The following is a 16701-nucleotide window of genomic DNA, read 5'->3' on the forward strand; positions in this document are numbered from 1 at the left end:
CCGGGTCCGCCGACGGGCCCGTCACAGGCCGGCGGCGCGCAGGACCTCGAGCGCCCGGTCGAGGTCGTCCGGATAGGGCGAGGCGACCTCGACGCGGTCGCCGGTCACGGGGTGGGCGAACCCGAGCCCGACGGCGTGCAACCACTGCCGCGTCAGCCCGACCCGTGCGGCGAGCGTGGGGTCCGCCCCGTAGGTCGTGTCGCCCACGCACGGGTGCCCGACGGCCGAGGTGTGGACCCGGATCTGGTGGGTGCGCCCGGTCTCCAGCTGGACCTGGAGCAACGACGCCCCACGCATCGACTCGAGCGTCTCGTAGTGGGTGACGGCGTCCTTGCCTCCGGTGACGACCGCCATCCGGTAGCTGTGCCGTGGGTCCCGCCCGACCGGTGCGTCGATCGTGCCCGCGCTCGGGTCCATCTGGCCCTGGACGAGCGCGTGGTAGGTCTTGTCGACCGTGCGCTCCTTGAAGGCCCGCTTGAGCGCTGTGTAGGCCCGCTCGGACTTGGCGACGGCCATGAGGCCCGAGGTCCCGACGTCGAGGCGGTGCACGACGCCCTGTCTCTCCGGCGCCCCCGAGGTGGAGACGCGGCGACCGGAGGCGGCGAGCGCGCCGACGACGGTCGGACCGTCCCACCCGGGCGAGGGGTGCGCGGCGACGCCGACGGGCTTGTCGACGACGACGACGTCGTCGTCCTCCAGCGCGATCAGCATGCCCTCGACGGCGGTCGGCTCCGGAGGGCCGGCCGGGCGCTCGGGCTCCGGGAGGGTCACCTCGAGCCAGGCGCCGGCGACGAGCCGGTCGGACTTGCCGACCACCGCTCCGTCGAGCACGACGTCGCCGCTCGCGGCCAGCTCGGCGGCGCGGGTCCTGGACAGACCGAGCAGGCGGGAGATCGCGATGTCGACGCGTTCGCCGGCGAGCCCGTCGGGCACGGGCAGGGACCTGACCTCAGGCACCGGGCTCGTCCGTCCGGGCCGCCCGCGCGGCAGCCTCGGCCGCCTCCCGACGACGGCGCAGCTCACGCCGCGTGATCCGCTCGCCCGGGGCGGCGTCCAGCGTCTCGGCGGGCATCGGTCGGTCGCCCGGGGTGGCGCTGCCCGTGGTCGTCGCGGTCTCGGCCCCCGCTCGCGGCTCAGCCTCCGGGCCGGGCCCGACGCCCGCATCCGGCGCGTCGCCACCGCCGGCCCTGTCGGTCGTGGCGTCCGCCGTGAGCACGGAGTCGTCGGGCTCCGGCTCCGCCGACCGGTGCTGCTCGGGGGCCCCCGCAGGCTCGCCCGCCGCTCCAGCTGTCCCGCCGGCGCCGGTGCCGACCGCGAGGCGGCGCTCCCACCAGGCCTCGGGGTCCTCGTCGTCGGCGCGCGGGGTGCCCGGCCCCGTACTCGCCGCCACCAGCCAGTCGGGATCGGTCCGGGCGGCGTCGTCGGCCTCGCCCGCACCGACCGTCCCGCTCCCCCCGTCCCGCTCGTCGCTCGCCCCGTCGCCCGCCGCCGAACCGTCGGTCGCCGACCGGTCCCCGAGGCGGGTGCCGTCGATCTCCCGACCCAGGAGCGCGAGCACGCAGATCATGCTCGCCGCCACGACGATGGCGATGTCGGCGACGTTCCCGACGAACCAGTTGTAGTAGGCGATGAAGTCGATGACGTGGCCCTGGAACACGCCGGGGTCGCGGAAGATCCGGTCGATGAAGTTGCCGACCGCACCGCCCAGGAGCAGCCCGAGCGCCACCGCCCACGGGACGGACCGCAGCCTGCGGGCGTAGAAGAGGATCACCACCACGACGACGGCGATGATGACCGTGAACAGCCAGGTCGTGCCGCTGCCGAGGCCGAAGGCCGCTCCGGGGTTGAAGACGAGCCGGAGACCCAGGTACTCCCCCAGGAGCTCGATCCTGCGACCGTCGGCGAGCTGGTCGAGCGCGATCGCCTTGGTCACCTGGTCGATGACGGCGACGGCGGCCGCCAGCCCGAGTAGGAGGGCCGGCAGCCGCCGTGACGCGCCGGGGGCGGCAGAGGTCATGGGGTGGTCAGATTCCGCTCTCGCGGTTGCCGGTGCCGCCCTCGACCGTGCTGAGGAGCTGGTTGAGGTAGCTCTTCAGGCGCGTGCGGTAGTCGCGCTCGAACGTGCGCAGCTCGTCGATCTTGCGCTCGAGGAGCGAACGCTCCTGCTCGAGCTGCGAGAGCGTGCGGTTGGAGTGGGCCTCGGCCTCGGTCACGATGCGCTCGGACTCGGACTGGGCCTCGGAGACGAGGCGGGCCGCCTCGGCCTGGCCGTCGGCGACGTACTCGTCGTGCACGCGCTGCGCCATGGCGAGCATGCCGGCGGCGGAGTCGGACGCGCCCGTGGTGGCCGCCGGTGCGGCCGGGGTCGTGGCCGGCGCGGCCGGGGCCGACTGCTCGACCGGCTCCGCGGCGGGGACCTGCGTCTCCGCGGGCGACTGGGGCTCCGCGGTGGCGGCGGCTGCGTAGGGCTGCGGCGTGGCGGGCGCCGCGTCGTGCACGGAACGGCGGTTGGGGGCGGAGGTGACGGAGGGGGTCTCCGCCGTGTCGTCGGCGGCGGGCACCTGGGCCTCGGCGTCCGGGGCGTCCTCGGTCGCCGCAGCGTCGCCGGAGTGTCCGGACAGCTCCGCGACGCGGGCCTCGGACGCCTCCAGGCGGGCCTTGAGCTCCTCGTTCTCGGCGTAGACGGACCGGAGCGTGTCGACCACCTCGTCGAGGAAGTCGTCCACCTCGTCCTGGTTGTATCCCTCGCGGAACTTGGTCGCCTCAAACTTCTTGTTGAGGACGTCGTCGGCGCTGAGCAGTGCCATCTCGTCTCACCTCGATCTTGGTCGGTCGTGGCTGGACGCCACGCGCGTCCGCGCCCCAGATTACTCGGAGGAGCGCGGATGCATCGGTACCCGGGCCGGTGCGCCGCGGCCCGCCCGCGGCGCCGTCGTCCGGGTGGGCGTCACAGGAGCGCCGCGGCGAGGACCGGCAGCAGGAACCCACGCACGAGCTGGACGCCGAGGAACAGGATGATGAAGCCCAGGTCGAGCGAGATCTGGCCGATGCGCACGGGCGGCACGAACCGTCTGATGAACCGCAGCGGCGGGTCGGTGAGCCCGTAGACGACGTTCGCGAGGACGAGGACGATGCCGGTGGGCCGCCACGTGCGGGAGAAGATCTGGACGAGGTCGATGACGACGCGGGCGAGCAGGACGAGGAGGTAGAGCCACAGGATCAGGCTCAGCGCGCTGAGGACGATCCCCACGATGTCAGGCGCGGGCGAAGTCGAACCCCGAGCGGGGAGACTCCTCCTCGGCGTGCGTCACGGCCACGCTGCGGGGGGCAAGGATGAAGGCTCCCGGCGAAACCTTCTCGAGCACCCCGCCGAGGGCCATGGCGAGTCCGGCGGCGAAGTCGATGAGGCGACGCGCGTCGGCCTCGGAGATCCCCTCCATGTTGAGGATCACCGGAGTGCCGGAGCGGTAGGCGTCACCCACCGCGGGCGCGTCGTTGTAGCTCGTGGGACGCATGGTCACGATGCGGGAGAGCTCGACGTCCACTGGGGCCTCCTGGCGGGCGGGTGCGAGGCGGGTGATGTGGGTGACCTCGGCGTGCCGTTCGCGGGCGGCGGGCTGCTCGCGGGTCTCCTCCGCCTCGCGCCGGTCGTCGTACGACCGCCGGTCCTCGGCGACGCGTCGGTCGTCACGACGGCGGTCGGCGGGCTCGTCGTAGCCTCCCTCACCCTCGTACAGGTCGTCCTGCGGCTCGGCGAAGGAGAGGTACTCCATGAACTTGCGCATGGTGCCGGGCATGGGGGTCGCTCCTCGGTCGTGACGGGCGGCGGGAAGGTCGCTCCCGCCACGCACCTGACGCTAACCGGTGGAGGTCCGCGCCGGTGGTGCGACGCGCCGGGCGGGTCACGGGCCGAGCGTGACGATCCCCGCGAACCGCCCGGTACGCGGCTCGCCGGCGTGCGTGGCCCGCCGGTAGGAGTACAGGCGGCGGTCCTCGTAGGTGCAGGCGCTGTCCCGGGACACGCGGCCGACCCCGGAGGCGAGCAGCGCCGCCTCGACGGCGCCGGCCACGTCGAGGCCGGGCGTGCCGTCGTGCGTGATCGCCTCGGCGGCGGGATGCGCGGCGAGGACCTCTGCCTGGAGGCGGGCGGGAACCTCGTAGCAGCTTCCGCAGATCGAGGGCCCCAGGTGCGCGGAGAGCTCCGACGGGTCGACGCCGGCGTGCGCGAGCGCCCGGACGGCGGTCCCGACCGCGTCCGCGACGAGCCCCGCGCGCCCCACGTGGACCGCGGCGGCCGCCCGGCCGGCGGCGTCGGCGAGCAGAAGGGGCACGCAGTCCGCCACCATGACACCGACCGCGACGACGTCCCCCGCACGCGGCAGCGCGAGCAGCACGTCGGCCTCGCCGACGCTCTCGACGGGTTCCGGCCGCCCGGTCACGGCCGCGACGGTCGTGCCGTGCACCTGGGTCATCCAGGCGACCGGAGCACCGACGAGGCTCGCGACCCGGTCGCGGTTCGTACGGACACGGCTCGGGTCGTCACCGACGTGCGGCCCGAGGTTGAGACCGTCCGCCGCGCCTCCGGTCGCCGACCCGGACCAGGTCGCCGCCGCAGGGACGGCCGCGGCCCACGGCGGGCGTGAGACGCCGCCGTGGGCCGTGGTGAACACTCCGTGCGCCGCCGGGCCGAGGTCGGCGACGCGGACAGGGACAGACATGCGCCGCCGGTTACTTCAGGAAGTCGGGGATGTCGAGGTCGTCGTCCCGGCCGTCGCTCTCGGGGAACACGCGCGGGACGCGCCCGGTCTGGGACGCCGGACGCTGCTGCCCGTTCGGTGCGTACCCACCCGGACCGGGCTGCCGGCCGTCCTGCCCGTGGCCGCCCTGACCGTTGCCGCCCTGACCGTACGCGCCCTCGGCGTGCTGCTCGCCCGGGAAGCGGTCGTCGACGGGACGCTCGTCGCCGTAGGCCGGTCCGCCCTGCGCGTGCGCGGGCACCTGCTGCGGCTGCGCGGCACCCTGGCCCTGGGCCTCGACCGGGACGGGCCGCTGGTCCGTCCGCGGGGTCTGCTCGAACGTCGGGCGGGCGGCCTGGCCGGCACCCTCCCGCGCGCCGCGCGCACCGGCGTCGGCGGGCTCGGCCGCGGCGCGCACCGGGGCGAGCGGCCGACGGCCGACGGTGGACTGTGCCCCCGCGGGGCCCTCGCCCTCGTCGAAGCCCGCGGCGATGACCGTGACGCGCACCTCGTCCCCGAGGGCGTCGTCGATGACCGTGCCGAAGATGACGTTCGCCTCCGGGTGCGCGGCCTCCTGCACGAGCCGCGCCGCCTCGTGGATCTCGAACAGCCCGAGGTCGGAGCCGCCCTGGATCGAGAACAGCACGCCGTGCGCCCCGTCGATGGACGCCTCGAGCAGCGGCGAGGAGATGGCCCCCTCGGCGGCGTCGACGGCGCGGTCGTCGCCGCGCGCGGAGCCGATCCCCATGAGCGCGGAGCCTGCGCCCTGCATCACCGACTTCACGTCGGCGAAGTCGAGGTTGATCAGGCCCGGCGTCGTGATGAGGTCGGTGATGCCCTGGACACCGGACAGGAGCACCTCGTCGGCGGCCTGGAAGGCGTCGAGGATCGAGACGTTCTTGTCCGAGATCGACAGCAGCCGGTCGTTCGGGATGACGATGAGGGTGTCGACCTCGTTGCGCAGCGCGTCGATGCCGGACTCCGCCTGTGAGCCGCGGCGGCGCCCCTCGAAGCCGAAGGGACGTGTGACCACACCGATGGTCAGGGCGCCGAGCGAGCGGGCGATGCGCGCGACGACCGGCGCACCACCGGTGCCCGTGCCACCGCCCTCGCCCGCGGTGACGAAGACCATGTCGGCCCCGCGCAGGACCTCCTCGATCTCCTCCTCGTGGTCCTCCGCCGCCTTCTTGCCGACCTCGGGGTCGGCGCCGGCGCCGAGCCCGCGCGTGAGGTCCCGTCCGACGTCGAGCTTGACGTCGGCGTCGGACATGAGCAGGGCCTGCGCGTCGGTGTTGATGGCGATGAACTCCACGCCCTTGAGCCCGGAGTCGATCATCCGGTTGACGGCGTTGACGCCACCGCCGCCGATGCCGACGACCTTGATGACCGCCAGGTAGTTCTGCGGTGCTGCCACGTGAGTTCCCCTCGTCGTCGCTCGACCTTCAACCTCGACTTGAAGGTGAGACTTCTGTCCTTGTCTGGCGCAGGGAAGGTAGTCGCGACGACCCGGTTCGTGGGGAGCGACGCGCCACGAGAACCACACCGGTGTCGTTCGGTCGACGAGGGCGGTCCTGGGGTCCGGGTCCGCCCCGCGTCAGCCCGTGGTCGGTCGAGCGGGGACGGACACGTCGTAGCGCTGCGCCGGCGACTGCTCGAGCAGGACGAGCAGCACCTCGGACTTCAGCGCCGAGTCCTCCGCGCTCCCCCAGAGCACCTCGGCCTCGTCCGCGAGCGTGAGGGTGATCGTGCCGGGGGCCGACGCCGACGCGGACGCGACCTGGGAGCGCAGCTCGGTGGGCATCTCCCCGAGCGCCGAGAGCAACGCGGTCAGGGCCCGGCGTCCCTCGTCGGGGTCGTCCGGGACGTCGACCTGCGGCAGCGCGTCGTCGGGCTCGTCGGTCCGCGCCACCTCGGCGCCCGTGGCGTCGAGCAGGGCCCAGCCGTCGTCGACCTGCGTGCGGGCCACCGGCACCCGGGGCGTCACCTCGATCTCCAGGCCGGTGGGCCAGGCACGCTCGACCTCGACGTCCGCGACGCCTGGTAGCTCGCCGACCGCCTCGTCGACCGCGCCGGTGTCGACCCGGGCGAGCGGGGTGCCGACCTGTGGGTCGGCGACGGCCGCCACCTCCGCCAGGTCGACGTGGGGCGAGTCCTCGGTCGTCGACACCGACACGTCCTCGAGGGCGGTGAGCGGGGAGAGCAGGACCGCCCAGGCGACGGCGAGGAGAAGAGCGAGCGCGGCCGCGCCGATGACGATCCGCCGCACGGTGAGCCGCCGGGCGGCGTGCTCCTTCTCCGCGCGACGTTGGGCGAGCGAGGCGGTGGGCCGCGCCGGGCCCCGCCGACCACCGCGCGCGTGCACGGGCGGCGCACCGCCCGACGACGCGGCCGACTTCGCCTTCCCGTCCTTCGCCGGCTCGACCGACTTCGCCTTCCCGGCCTTCGCCGGCTCGACCGACTTCGCCTTCCCGTCCTTCGCGGGCCCGTCCGACGTCCCCTTGTCCGCCGCCGACGTCCGCGCGTCGGTACCACGGTCCCGCGAGCGCTCCTGCGGGCGCGACCCTGCGCGCCGGGGCGGAGTCGGTTCACCCCGCCGCGGCGGCCGCGGCGCCCTCACGTCCCCTCGTCCAGGTGCGCGAGGACGACGGGCGCGAGCTCGGTGACGTCGCCCGCACCCATCGTGAGCACGAGGTCCCCGGGCCGCGCGGCGGCCGCGATGGCGCGGGCGGCCTCGAGACGGTCGGCGACGTACCGCGCGCCGGCTGCCCGGTCGGCGACGAGCGAGCCGTCGACGCCGGGCTCCGGGTCCTCGCGCGAGGCGAACACGTCGGTGACGACCGCCCGGTCGGCAGCCTCGAGCGCGGCCGCGAACTGTGCGGCGAACGCCCGGGTCCGGGAGTACAGGTGGGGCTGGAAGAGGACGAGGACCCGTCCGCCGTCGGCCGCGTCCCGCGCGGCGGCCAGGGTCGCCGCCACCTCCGTGGGGTGGTGCGCGTAGTCGTCCACCACGCGCACGCCGCCGGCCTCGCCGCGGGGCTCGAATCGTCGGCCCGTCCCCCGGAACCGACCGAGACCGTCCGCCAGGGCCGCGAGGCCGACGCCCAGCTCCAGTCCGACCGCGACGCACGAGGCCGCGTTGCGCAGGTTGTGCTCCCCGCCGACGGCGAGCGCGAGCTGGGCTCGCTCGCCGTCGACCTCGACCTCACCGAGCGCGCCGGTGGTCCGCGCCTCGCCGACGTTCAGCGCGACGTGCCGCTCCGCGCCGTCGACGCCTGCGGTGGTCCCGTACGTGGCCACCCGGGTCCCGCTCGCCGCGGCGGTCGCGGCGAGGCGCCGGGCCCCGGGGTCGTCCGCGCAGGCGACGAGCAGGCCGCCCGGGCGCAGGCGGGCCGCGAAGTCCTCGAAGGCGGCGTGGAACGCCTCGGCGCTGCCCCAGTGGTCGATGTGGTCGACCTCGATGTTCGTCACGACCGAGACGCGCGGGGCGTAGTTGAGGAAGGAGCCGTCGGACTCGTCGGCCTCGGCGACGAAGGCCCGCCCCGCCCCCAGGTGGGCACCGGTGCCGAGCCCGACGACGGACCCCCCGATCGCGTAGGACGGGTCCAGGCCGGCGACGCGCAGGGCGACGGCCAGCATCGCGGACGTCGTGGTCTTGCCGTGGGCGCCGGCGACGGCGACGAGGTCGAGGTCCTCGGCGACGAGCTGGAGGGCCTCGCTGCGGTGCAGGACGGGCAGCCCGTGGGCGCGCGCGTGGGCGAGCTCCGGGTTGGTCTCGCGCACGGCCGTCGACACGACCACGGTCGCCCCGTCCGGCACGTGCTCGGCCGCGTGGCCGACGCTCACCTGTGCCCCCGCGTCGGCGAGGGCGGCGAGGACCGCGGAGTCCTTCGCGTCGGACCCGCTCACGCGTGCGCCGCGGGCGAGCAGGAGGTGGGCGACGACGGACATGCCGGCGCCGCCGATCCCCACCAGGTGGTAGGCGGTCTCAGCCACGAGCCACCGCCACGACGAGCTCGGCGAGCGGACCGGCGCCGTCGCCGGGGCCCGAGGCGACGGCCGCCTCGCCCATCGCGCGCAGGCGGTCGGCGTCACCGAGCAGCGGGACGAGGTGCTCGCGCACGTAGGCGGGCGTGAGCGCGGCGTCCTCGACGAGGACGCCGCCGCCGGCACCGACGACGTCCGCGGCGTTGAGCCGCTGCTCCCCGTTGCCGTGCGGCAACGGGACGTAGACGGCGGGCAGGCCCAGAGCGGAGAGCTCGGCGACGGTCCCGGCGCCGGAACGGCACACGACGAGGTCCGCGCAGGCGAGCGCGTGCTCCATCTCGGGCAGGTAGTCCAGGACGTGGTAGTCCGCGGCGTCGCCGACGCGCGCCCGGACCGGGCCGTCCTTGTCGCGCCCCGTGAGGTGGAGGACCTGGGCGACGCCGGCGAGGTCGCCGGCGCTCGCGGCCAGGGTGTCGTTGAGGCGCTGGGCCCCGAGCGAGCCGCCGGTGACCAGGAGGATCGGCCGGTCCGGGTCGAGGCCGAGGGCACGCGCGCCCGCCACCCGGGCGGCCGCGCCGCGGTCGTCGCCGGTGCGCTGCGCGACGAGGTCGGCGACGGCGCCGCGCAGGGGCAGCCCGGTGACCTCGGTGCGGCCCCGGCGGGCGGCGAGCGGCGTCGTGGCGAACGTGAGCGCGACGGCGGCGGCGGTGCGCGCGCCGACCTTGTTGGCCAGGCCCGGCCGGGCGTTCTGCTCGTGGACGACGACCGGGACGCCGGCGCGGCGCGCGGCGAGGTAGGCGGGCGTGGCGACGTAGCCGCCGAACCCGACGACGACGTCGGCGCCGGTGGCCTCGATGGCCTCGCGCGCGGCGCGGACGGCGGCCCGCAGGTTGGTCGGCAGGCGCAGGAGGTCCGCCGAGGGCCGCCGGGGCAGCGGGACGCGCGGGACCGGGTGCAGGTCGAGGCCGCTCGCCGGGACGAGGCGGGACTCCAGCCCGTCGCTCGTGCCCAGGGCGGCGCAGGTCGCCCCGTGCTCGCCCGCGAGCGCCGACGCCGTGGCCAGCATGGGGTTGACGTGGCCGGCGGTGCCGCCGCCGGCCAGCAGGACGCGCAGCGGATCAGCCACGGCCGCTCCTTCGCCGGGGCGCCGTCACCGAGCCCGTGCGTCGGGCGCTGCGCGAGCGCACGCGCAGCGCCTCGCGCGCGCCGGGCTCGGTGCGCGCGAAGCTGAGCAGCACGCCGACGCCGAGCAGGGTGGCGATGAGCGCAGAGCCACCGGCGGACACGAGCGGGAGCGGGACGCCGAGGACGGGCAGCAGACCGATGACGACGAGCATGTTGACGATCGCCTGCCCAAAGATCCAGGCGCCCAGGCCGGCGGCCGCGATCTGCACGAACGGGTCGTGGTGCCGGCGCACCACGCGGTAGATGCCGGCGGCGAGGACCGCGAACAGGGCGAGGACGACGAGGGTGCCGATGAGGCCGAGCTCCTCGCCGATGATGGCGAAGATGAAGTCGTTGTGCGCCTCGGGCAGGTACTCCCACTTCTCGCGGGACGCGCCGAGCCCGACGCCGGAGATGCCGCCCGAGCCCAGCGCCCACAGGCCGTGCAGGGGCTGGAGCCCGGCGCCGAGCGGGTCGGACTCGGTGAGGCCGAAGAACTGGGCGACCCGCTGGCGGCGCGAGTCCGAGGACATGATGAGGAAGGCGGCCAGGCCGGCACCGACGACGCCGACGACGGCGAACCAGCGCAGCCTGAGGCCGGCGACGAAGTAGGCGCCGGCGACGAGGACGACCATGATGGCAGCGGTGCCCATGTCGTGCCCCGCGAGGACGAGGGCGATCGCGGCGACCGACCCGAGGACACCGGGGATCGCGGCGTGCAGGAGGTTGTCCATCACCCGCACCTTGCGCGCGAGGACGGCCCCGAGCCAGATGGCCAGCGCGAGCTTGAGGAACTCGGCGGGCTGGATCACCTGCCCCGTGCCGGGCACGACGATCCAGTTGAGGTTGCCGCCCTGGCCGCGCGCGAAACCGGTGAAGATGAGGCTCTGGAGGGCGAGCCCGCCGGCGAGCAGCACCCAGGCCGCGCGCCGGTAGAACCCCGGCGGCAGGATCGCGGCGACGACCGCACCGACCACGCCGACGACGACGAAGAGCAGCTGACCGACCCACTCCTGGTAGGGCGAGCCGGTGTCGGAGATCGCGGTGACTGTGGAGGCGGACAGGCGCATGACGGCACCGAAGGCGACGAGCAGCGCCGAGGAGGCGGCGATGAGGTAGAAGCTCAGCGCCGGGTTCTCCTCGCGGCGGGGCTGGGCACGCTCCTGGGTGACGACCCGGCGCGCGGCGGTGGCGGTCATCGCTCCTCCTGCGTCGCGAGGGCGCGGACGGCGTCGGCGAACGCGCGCCCGCGCTGGTCGTAGGACCGGAACTGGTCCATGGAGGCGCTGGCGGGTGCGAGCAGCACGGTCTGCCCGGGCAGGGCGCGGGCGGCGGCGAGCCCGACGGCGCGTTCCATCACCGCCTCATCGTCGTCCCGGGTGACCTCGACGAGCGGGACCTCGGGTGCGTGTCGCGCCAGGGCGTCGAGCATCGGCTCGCGGTCCTTGCCGATGAGCACGACGTGGGCGAGCCGGTGGGCGTGGGCGGCGACGAGGTCGTCGAACCGGGCGCCCTTGGCCAGCCCGCCGGCGATCCACACGACCGAGCGCTCGGCGTGGGCGGACAGGGCGGCGTCGGCGGCGTGGGCGTTGGTGGCCTTGGAGTCGTCGACGTAGGTGACGCCGCCGAGGGTGGCCACGTGGGTCGCGCGGTGGTCCTCGGCGCGGTAGGCGCGCAGCCCGTCCCGCACGTGGTGGGGCTCGACGCCCGCGGCGCGGGCGAGCGTGGCGGCGGCGAGGGCGTCGAGGACGAGGTGGTCGGGGACGTCGCCCGGGCCGGCGGCGTCCCCGAGCAGGTGCGCGAGGTCGGCGACCTCGCCGATCTCGGTGGCCGTCGTCCAGCGCCCCGGGCCGACGCGCTCGGCGAGGACGCCGTCGACGACGCCCACCTGGGAGACGGCGGGCGGGCCGAGGGTGAGGCCGACGGCGCGGGCGCCCTCGGCCACGTCGGCCTCCTCCACCATGGCCCGGGTGTCGGGGTCGGCCTCGGAGTACACGCACAGGCCGGTGACGCCGCGGTAGACGCGCGCCTTGTCCGCCCGGTAGGCGGCGTAGGAGCCGTGCCAGTCGAGGTGGTCGGGCGCGAGGTTGAGGCACACGGCGGCGAGCGGGGCGAGCGAGTGCGTGGCGTGCAGCTGGAAGCTCGACAGCTCGGCGGGCAGCACGTCGGGCCCCGGCCCGTCGGCGGTGACGATCTGGACGGGCGGGGTGCCGACGTTGCCCACGGCGGGGGCGTCGAGCCCGGCGGCGGCGAGGATCGCGGCCGTCATGGTGACGGTGGTGGTCTTGCCGTTGGTGCCGGTGACGGCGAGCCACGGCGCGTAGCCGCCGCCCGGGCGGGGGCGCTGGAGCCGCCAGGCGAGCTCGATCTCGCTCCACACGGGGATCGAGAGCTGCTGCGCACGCACGAGCAGGTCGGACGTGGCGGGGATCCCGGGCGAGACGACGAGGACGTCGGGGTCCAGGCCGAGCGTGACCTCGGCGAGCTCGCGCGGCGTCGGGCCGGACGCGAGCACCGCGTCGGGGACCTCGACGGATGCGCCCTGGAGCGCCTCGTCGCGGCCGTCGGTGGCCAGCAGCGCGCCGACGCGGCCCTGGAGCGCGCGCAGGGCGGCGCGGCCGGACGTGCCGAGCCCGACGACGGCGACGCGGGCGCCCGCCAGGTCCCGCGCCTCGCGCTCGGCCCACCGGGCGCGAGCCGCGTCGCGGGCGGCGCCGTGCCCGGGCTGCGCGTCCTCGCCGGGCGTCATGAGACCGCGACCCACTCGCCGTAGAAGATGGCGAGACCCGCGGCGGCGCACAGCAGCGCGATGAGCCAGAAGCGCACGACGATCGTCACCTCGCCCCAGCCGGACAGCTCGAAGTGGTGGTGCAGCGGGGCCATCTTGAACACGCGCTTGCCGGTGGCCTTGTAGACACCGATCTGGATGACGTCGGAGATGACGACGGCAACGAACAGGCCGCCGATGACGACCCCGAGGAACTCGGTGCGGGTGAGGATCGTCATCCCGGCGAGCGCGCCGCCCAGGGCGAGCGAGCCGGTGTCACCCATGAAGATCTTCGCGGGGTTGGTGTTCCACCACAGGAAGCCCAGGCAGGCCCCGACGATGCAGGCGGCGATGATCGTGAGGTCGCGGGGGTCGCGGATCTCGTAGCACCCGGCGCCGGGCGCGTCGAGCACCTGGCAGGACTGGTTCGACTGCCAGAAGGCGATGCCCGTGTAGGCCGCGAACACGATGGCCGACGCGCCGGTGGCCAGCCCGTCGAGGCCGTCGGTGAGGTTGACGGCGTTGGTCCAGGCCGTGATGAGGAAGTTCGCCCAGATGATGAAGAGCACGAGGCCGATGCCGGCGCCCGCGAAGGCCAGGTCGAGCGGGAGGTCGCGGACCCAGGAGATCGCCGTCGATGCCGGGGTCCGGTTGTTCTCGGAGGGGAACTGCAGGGCCATCACCGCGAACGAGATCCCGATGAAGGCCTGGCCGACGATCTTGGCGCGCGCGTCCAGGCCGAGGGAGCGGGCCCGGGAGATCTTGATGTAGTCGTCGAGGAAGCCGATGATCCCCATGCCGACCATGAGGTAGAGCAGCAGCAGTCCGGAGACGTGCGGCAGCCGGCCGGCCGAGATGTTCGCGACGGCGTACCCGATGACGGTGGCCGCGATGATGATGACGCCGCCCATGGTGGGCGTGCCGCGCTTGGTCTGGTGGCTGGTCGGCCCGTCCTGCCGGATGAACTGGCCGTACTCGCGTCTCACGAGGAGCCGGATGAACGCGGGCGTGCCGAGGAGCGTGACGACGAGCGCCACGCCGGCACCAACGAGGACGGCTGTCATGGGCGCATCTTCTCGTCCCGGGCCGCCTCCGGCGCCGAGGCCCGGCCGCCGCCGGGTGTGAGAAGGTCCGCGACCTCCCACACGCCCGAGCCGCGCGAGCCCTTGAGCAGGACGGCGTCGCCGGGCCGGGTGATCTCCCGCACGCGCCCCGCGATCGCGTCGGGCGACGCGCCGGTCAGGTCGTCCACCTGGATTCCTGCGTCGCGCGCGGCGTCGGCCAGCGGGGCGGCCTCGGCCCCGACGACGACGACCGCCTCGATCCCGTGCGCGGCCAGCTCGGGCGCGAGGCCGGCGTGCTCGGCGGCGGACTCCTCGCCGAGCTCGAGCATGTGCCCGAGGACGGCGACCCTGCGGCGGCCGGGCGCGATCGCGCTCAGCGTGGCCAGGCCGGCGCGCATCGAGTCGGGGTTGGCGTTGTAGGAGTCGTCGAGGAGCAGGACGTCGCCGTCGAGCGTGGACACGGCGGTGCGGTGCGCGGACCTCGGGCCGGCGACGCGCAGCCGCGCGGCCAGCTCGGCCAGGTCCTCCCCCAGCGCGAGGCCGGCGGCGGTGGCGGCGAGCGCGTTGGCCACGTGGTGGGGCCCGACGAGGGCGAGCACGACCTCCGCGCTGCCGCGGTCCGTGCGCAGGGTGAAGACCGCGTGCCCGGCGTCGTCGCTGCGCACGTCGGTCGCGACGACGTCGGCGCCGGTGGCGCCCGAGGCGGAGAACGTGAGCACCTCGCCCGGTGCGAGGCGGGCCATCGCGGCGACCCGCTCGTCGTCGGCGTTGAGCACGGCGGTGCCGCCCGGCGCGAGCCCGGACACGAGCTCGGCCTTGGTGCGGGCGACGTTGTCGATCCCCCCGAAGTGGCCGAGGTGCGCGCGGCCGACGGCGAGGACGACCGAGACGTCCGGGGGCGCGACCGACGTGAGGTAGGTGAGGTTGCCGACCCGGTCGGCGCCCATCTCCAGAACGAGCGTGGTGGTCGCCTCGTCGGCGCGCAGGACGGTCAGCGGCAGGCCGACCTCGTTGTTCAGCGAGCCCGGGGGCGCCACGAGCGGTCCGCGCGGCTGCAGCAGGTCGACGAGCAGGTCCTTCGTCGTCGTCTTGCCGACCGAGCCGGTGACGGCGACGACGCCCGGCCGGCCCGAGCTGCGCAGAGCGGCGAGGGAGTGTCGGGCGAGATCGCCGAGGGCGTCGACGGTGTCCGGCACGACGACGAGGCGCGCGGGGTCGACGCCGTCCGCGACGGGCCGCGCCGGGTCGGTGACGAGGGCTCCGACGCCGCCCGCCGCGAGCGCCGCGGCGACGTGCGCGTGCCCGTCGGTGCGCTCGCCGGCGATGGCGACGAACAGGTCGCCCGGGCCGACGACCCGCGAGTCCTGCTGGGCGCCGCCGGTCACGTCCACGTCGTCGACGGCGGAGGCGGACCCGGTCGCGCGGGCGATCTCGGTCAGGCTGAGAGTGATCACGCCCCATCCTCCCCCGTGCCCGCCCCGCGCCGGGCGAGCGCCGCCCTCGCCTCCTCGCGGTCGTCGAGGTGGTGCGCGACGTCGCCGACCTCCTGGATCGTCTCGTGGCCCCGGCCGGCCAGCAGCACGGTGTCCTCGGGCGCGGCGGCGAGCACGGCGTGGGCGATGGCCTCCCGGCGGTCGCCGATCTCGACGACCGAGGTCCCGGCCACCGACCGGGCACCGGCGAGGATCTGGGCGCGGATGGTGGCGGGGTCCTCGGAGTGCGGGTCGTCGTCGGTGATGACGACCTCGTCGGCGAGGCGCGCGCTGACCTCGCCCATGAGGGGGCGCTTGACGGCGTCGCGGTCCCCGGCGGAGCCGGTCACGCACCACAGGCGGCCCTTCGTGGTGGGCCGCAGCTCGGCGAGCACGGTCTGCAGCGCCTCGGTGTTGTGGGCGAAGTCGACGACGACGCGGGGGCTCTCGGCGAGGACCTCCATCCGGCCCGGCACCGCGGGGCTGACCCCGCCGTGGTCCGCCAGGGCGCGGGAGACCTCCTCGGTTCCGTGGCCGGCGCGCAGGACCATGCCGACGGCGAGGGCCGCGTTGGCGACGTTGAACGCGCCGGGCATGTCGGTGGCCGTCCGCACGTCGCCGCCCGGTCCGGTGAGCACGAGCGTGCCGGGCGGCGCGGCCTCGATCCGCAGCCGGGCGTCCGCGGACCGGCCGAGGGTCCACACCTGACCGGGGCGAGCCCGACCGGCGTCGGCGGCGAGGCGGGCGCCCCAGGAGTCGTCGACGGTGATCACCCCGGTGCGCGACCGGTCCGGGGCGAACAGCCTGGCCTTGGCGGCGAAGTACTCCTCGACCGTGCGGTGCAGGTCGAGGTGGTCCGGGGTGAGGTGGGTGAACCCGGCGACGTCGAACGTCACGCCGTCGACCCGGCCGAGCATGAGCGCGTGGGAGGAGACCTCCATGACGAGGTCGGTGACCCCGGCCTCCGCCATGGCGGCGAGCATGGCGTGCAGCTCGTCGGCCTGCGGGGTGGTCAGGGCGGCCGGCACGGAGGTGCCGGCGACCCGGATCTCGACCGTGCCGATGAGCCCGGTGGTGCGGCCGAGCGCGGTGAGCACGTGGTCGACCATGAACGCGGTCGTCGTCTTGCCGTTGGTGCCGGTCAGGGCGAACGTGCGCAGGCGCTCGGCGGGGCGGCCCCAGGCGAGAGCGGCGACCGGGCCGACGACGGCGGCGACGTCGTCGACGACGACGAGCGGGACGCCCGGGTCTCCGCCGGCACGGGCGAGCCGGGCGCCCTCGGGATCGGTGAGGATCGCGGCGGCCCCGCGCGCGACGGCGTCCGGGGCGAAGCGCGCGGCGTGGTGCCGGGCGCCCGGCCGGGCGACGAACAGCTCGCCGCCGATGATCCTCCGGTTGTCGGCGACCACGCCGGCGACCCGGGTGCCGGCGCCGGGCGCCGGCCCGACGAGGTGCTGCTCGGCAGCTCGCGTGAGCTCGGCGAGGTCGACGGGCGCCACGGAGCTCGGCCGTAG

The 16701-nt window shown here is 75.5% G+C and carries 15 protein-coding genes; all 15 read right to left on the reverse strand.

Features of this window, described 5'->3' with window-relative positions:
* Positions 1 to 21: 21 nt before the first annotated feature.
* The 15 genes from AC24HA_RS12440 to AC24HA_RS12510 all read right to left on the reverse strand — a co-directional run bounded on the left by AC24HA_RS12440 (position 22) and on the right by AC24HA_RS12510 (position 16686).
* On the reverse strand, positions 22 to 957 hold the full coding sequence (locus AC24HA_RS12440) for an RluA family pseudouridine synthase (protein WP_425708686.1): 936 nt from the start codon (positions 955 to 957) through the stop codon (positions 22 to 24).
* Entirely contained in the window at positions 950 to 2017 is a 1068-nt protein-coding gene (gene lspA, locus AC24HA_RS12445) for a signal peptidase II (RefSeq protein ID WP_425708687.1), read from the reverse strand. The genes AC24HA_RS12440 and lspA overlap by 8 nt, the downstream gene beginning before the upstream one ends.
* Before the next feature lie 7 nt (positions 2018 to 2024).
* Positions 2025 to 2807 (reverse strand): DivIVA domain-containing protein, encoded by a 783-nt coding sequence (locus tag AC24HA_RS12450; protein ID WP_425708688.1) that lies wholly within the window; start codon positions 2805 to 2807, stop codon positions 2025 to 2027.
* Positions 2808 to 2947: 140 nt separating this feature from the next.
* Positions 2948 to 3250, reverse strand: a complete 303-nt coding sequence (locus tag AC24HA_RS12455) for a YggT family protein (RefSeq protein ID WP_425708689.1) — start codon at positions 3248 to 3250, stop codon at positions 2948 to 2950.
* Positions 3251 to 3254: 4 nt separating this feature from the next.
* A complete protein-coding gene (locus tag AC24HA_RS12460) occupies positions 3255 to 3797 on the reverse strand; it encodes a cell division protein SepF (protein ID WP_425708690.1) in 543 nt (180 codons plus the stop codon).
* A gap of 105 nt (positions 3798 to 3902) precedes the next feature.
* Positions 3903 to 4718: a purine nucleoside phosphorylase YfiH/LACC1 family protein gene (locus tag AC24HA_RS12465; protein ID WP_425708691.1), complete on the reverse strand. Its 816-nt coding sequence runs from the start codon at positions 4716 to 4718 to the stop codon at positions 3903 to 3905.
* 10 nt (positions 4719 to 4728) lie between these two features.
* Positions 4729 to 6150, reverse strand: a complete 1422-nt coding sequence (gene ftsZ / locus AC24HA_RS12470; protein ID WP_425708692.1) for a cell division protein FtsZ — start codon at positions 6148 to 6150, stop codon at positions 4729 to 4731.
* Between the two features lie 180 nt (positions 6151 to 6330).
* Positions 6331 to 7353 carry a cell division protein FtsQ/DivIB gene (locus AC24HA_RS12475; protein ID WP_425708693.1) on the reverse strand — a complete coding sequence of 341 codons (1023 nt, stop codon included), beginning with the start codon at positions 7351 to 7353 and terminating at the stop codon, positions 6331 to 6333.
* Positions 7350 to 8684: a UDP-N-acetylmuramate--L-alanine ligase gene (gene murC / locus AC24HA_RS12480; protein ID WP_463648692.1), complete on the reverse strand. Its 1335-nt coding sequence runs from the start codon at positions 8682 to 8684 to the stop codon at positions 7350 to 7352. The genes AC24HA_RS12475 and murC overlap by 4 nt, the downstream gene beginning before the upstream one ends.
* A 37-nt stretch (positions 8685 to 8721) precedes the next feature.
* The gene (locus AC24HA_RS12485; protein WP_487563635.1) at positions 8722 to 9786 is read right to left on the reverse strand and encodes a UDP-N-acetylglucosamine--N-acetylmuramyl-(pentapeptide) pyrophosphoryl-undecaprenol N-acetylglucosamine transferase; all 1065 of its coding nucleotides are present in this window, start codon (positions 9784 to 9786) and stop codon (positions 8722 to 8724) included.
* A gap of 52 nt (positions 9787 to 9838) precedes the next feature.
* Positions 9839 to 11083, reverse strand: a complete 1245-nt coding sequence (locus AC24HA_RS12490) for a peptidoglycan glycosyltransferase FtsW (RefSeq protein ID WP_425708696.1) — start codon at positions 11081 to 11083, stop codon at positions 9839 to 9841.
* On the reverse strand, positions 11080 to 12633 hold the full coding sequence (gene murD / locus AC24HA_RS12495; RefSeq protein WP_425708697.1) for a UDP-N-acetylmuramoyl-L-alanine--D-glutamate ligase: 1554 nt from the start codon (positions 12631 to 12633) through the stop codon (positions 11080 to 11082). The genes AC24HA_RS12490 and murD overlap by 4 nt, the downstream gene beginning before the upstream one ends.
* Positions 12630 to 13715, reverse strand: coding sequence for a phospho-N-acetylmuramoyl-pentapeptide-transferase (gene mraY / locus AC24HA_RS12500; protein ID WP_425708698.1), 1086 nt, complete (start codon positions 13713 to 13715; stop codon positions 12630 to 12632). The genes murD and mraY overlap by 4 nt, the downstream gene beginning before the upstream one ends.
* On the reverse strand, positions 13712 to 15169 hold the full coding sequence (locus AC24HA_RS12505) for a UDP-N-acetylmuramoyl-tripeptide--D-alanyl-D-alanine ligase (protein WP_425708699.1): 1458 nt from the start codon (positions 15167 to 15169) through the stop codon (positions 13712 to 13714). Before AC24HA_RS12505 ends, mraY begins: the two co-directional genes overlap by 4 nt.
* Entirely contained in the window at positions 15166 to 16686 is a 1521-nt protein-coding gene (locus tag AC24HA_RS12510; RefSeq protein WP_425708700.1) for a UDP-N-acetylmuramoyl-L-alanyl-D-glutamate--2,6-diaminopimelate ligase, read from the reverse strand. Before AC24HA_RS12510 ends, AC24HA_RS12505 begins: the two co-directional genes overlap by 4 nt.
* Positions 16687 to 16701 lie beyond the last annotated feature (15 nt).

The sequence above is a fragment of the Georgenia sp. Z1491 genome (assembly GCF_057652395.1).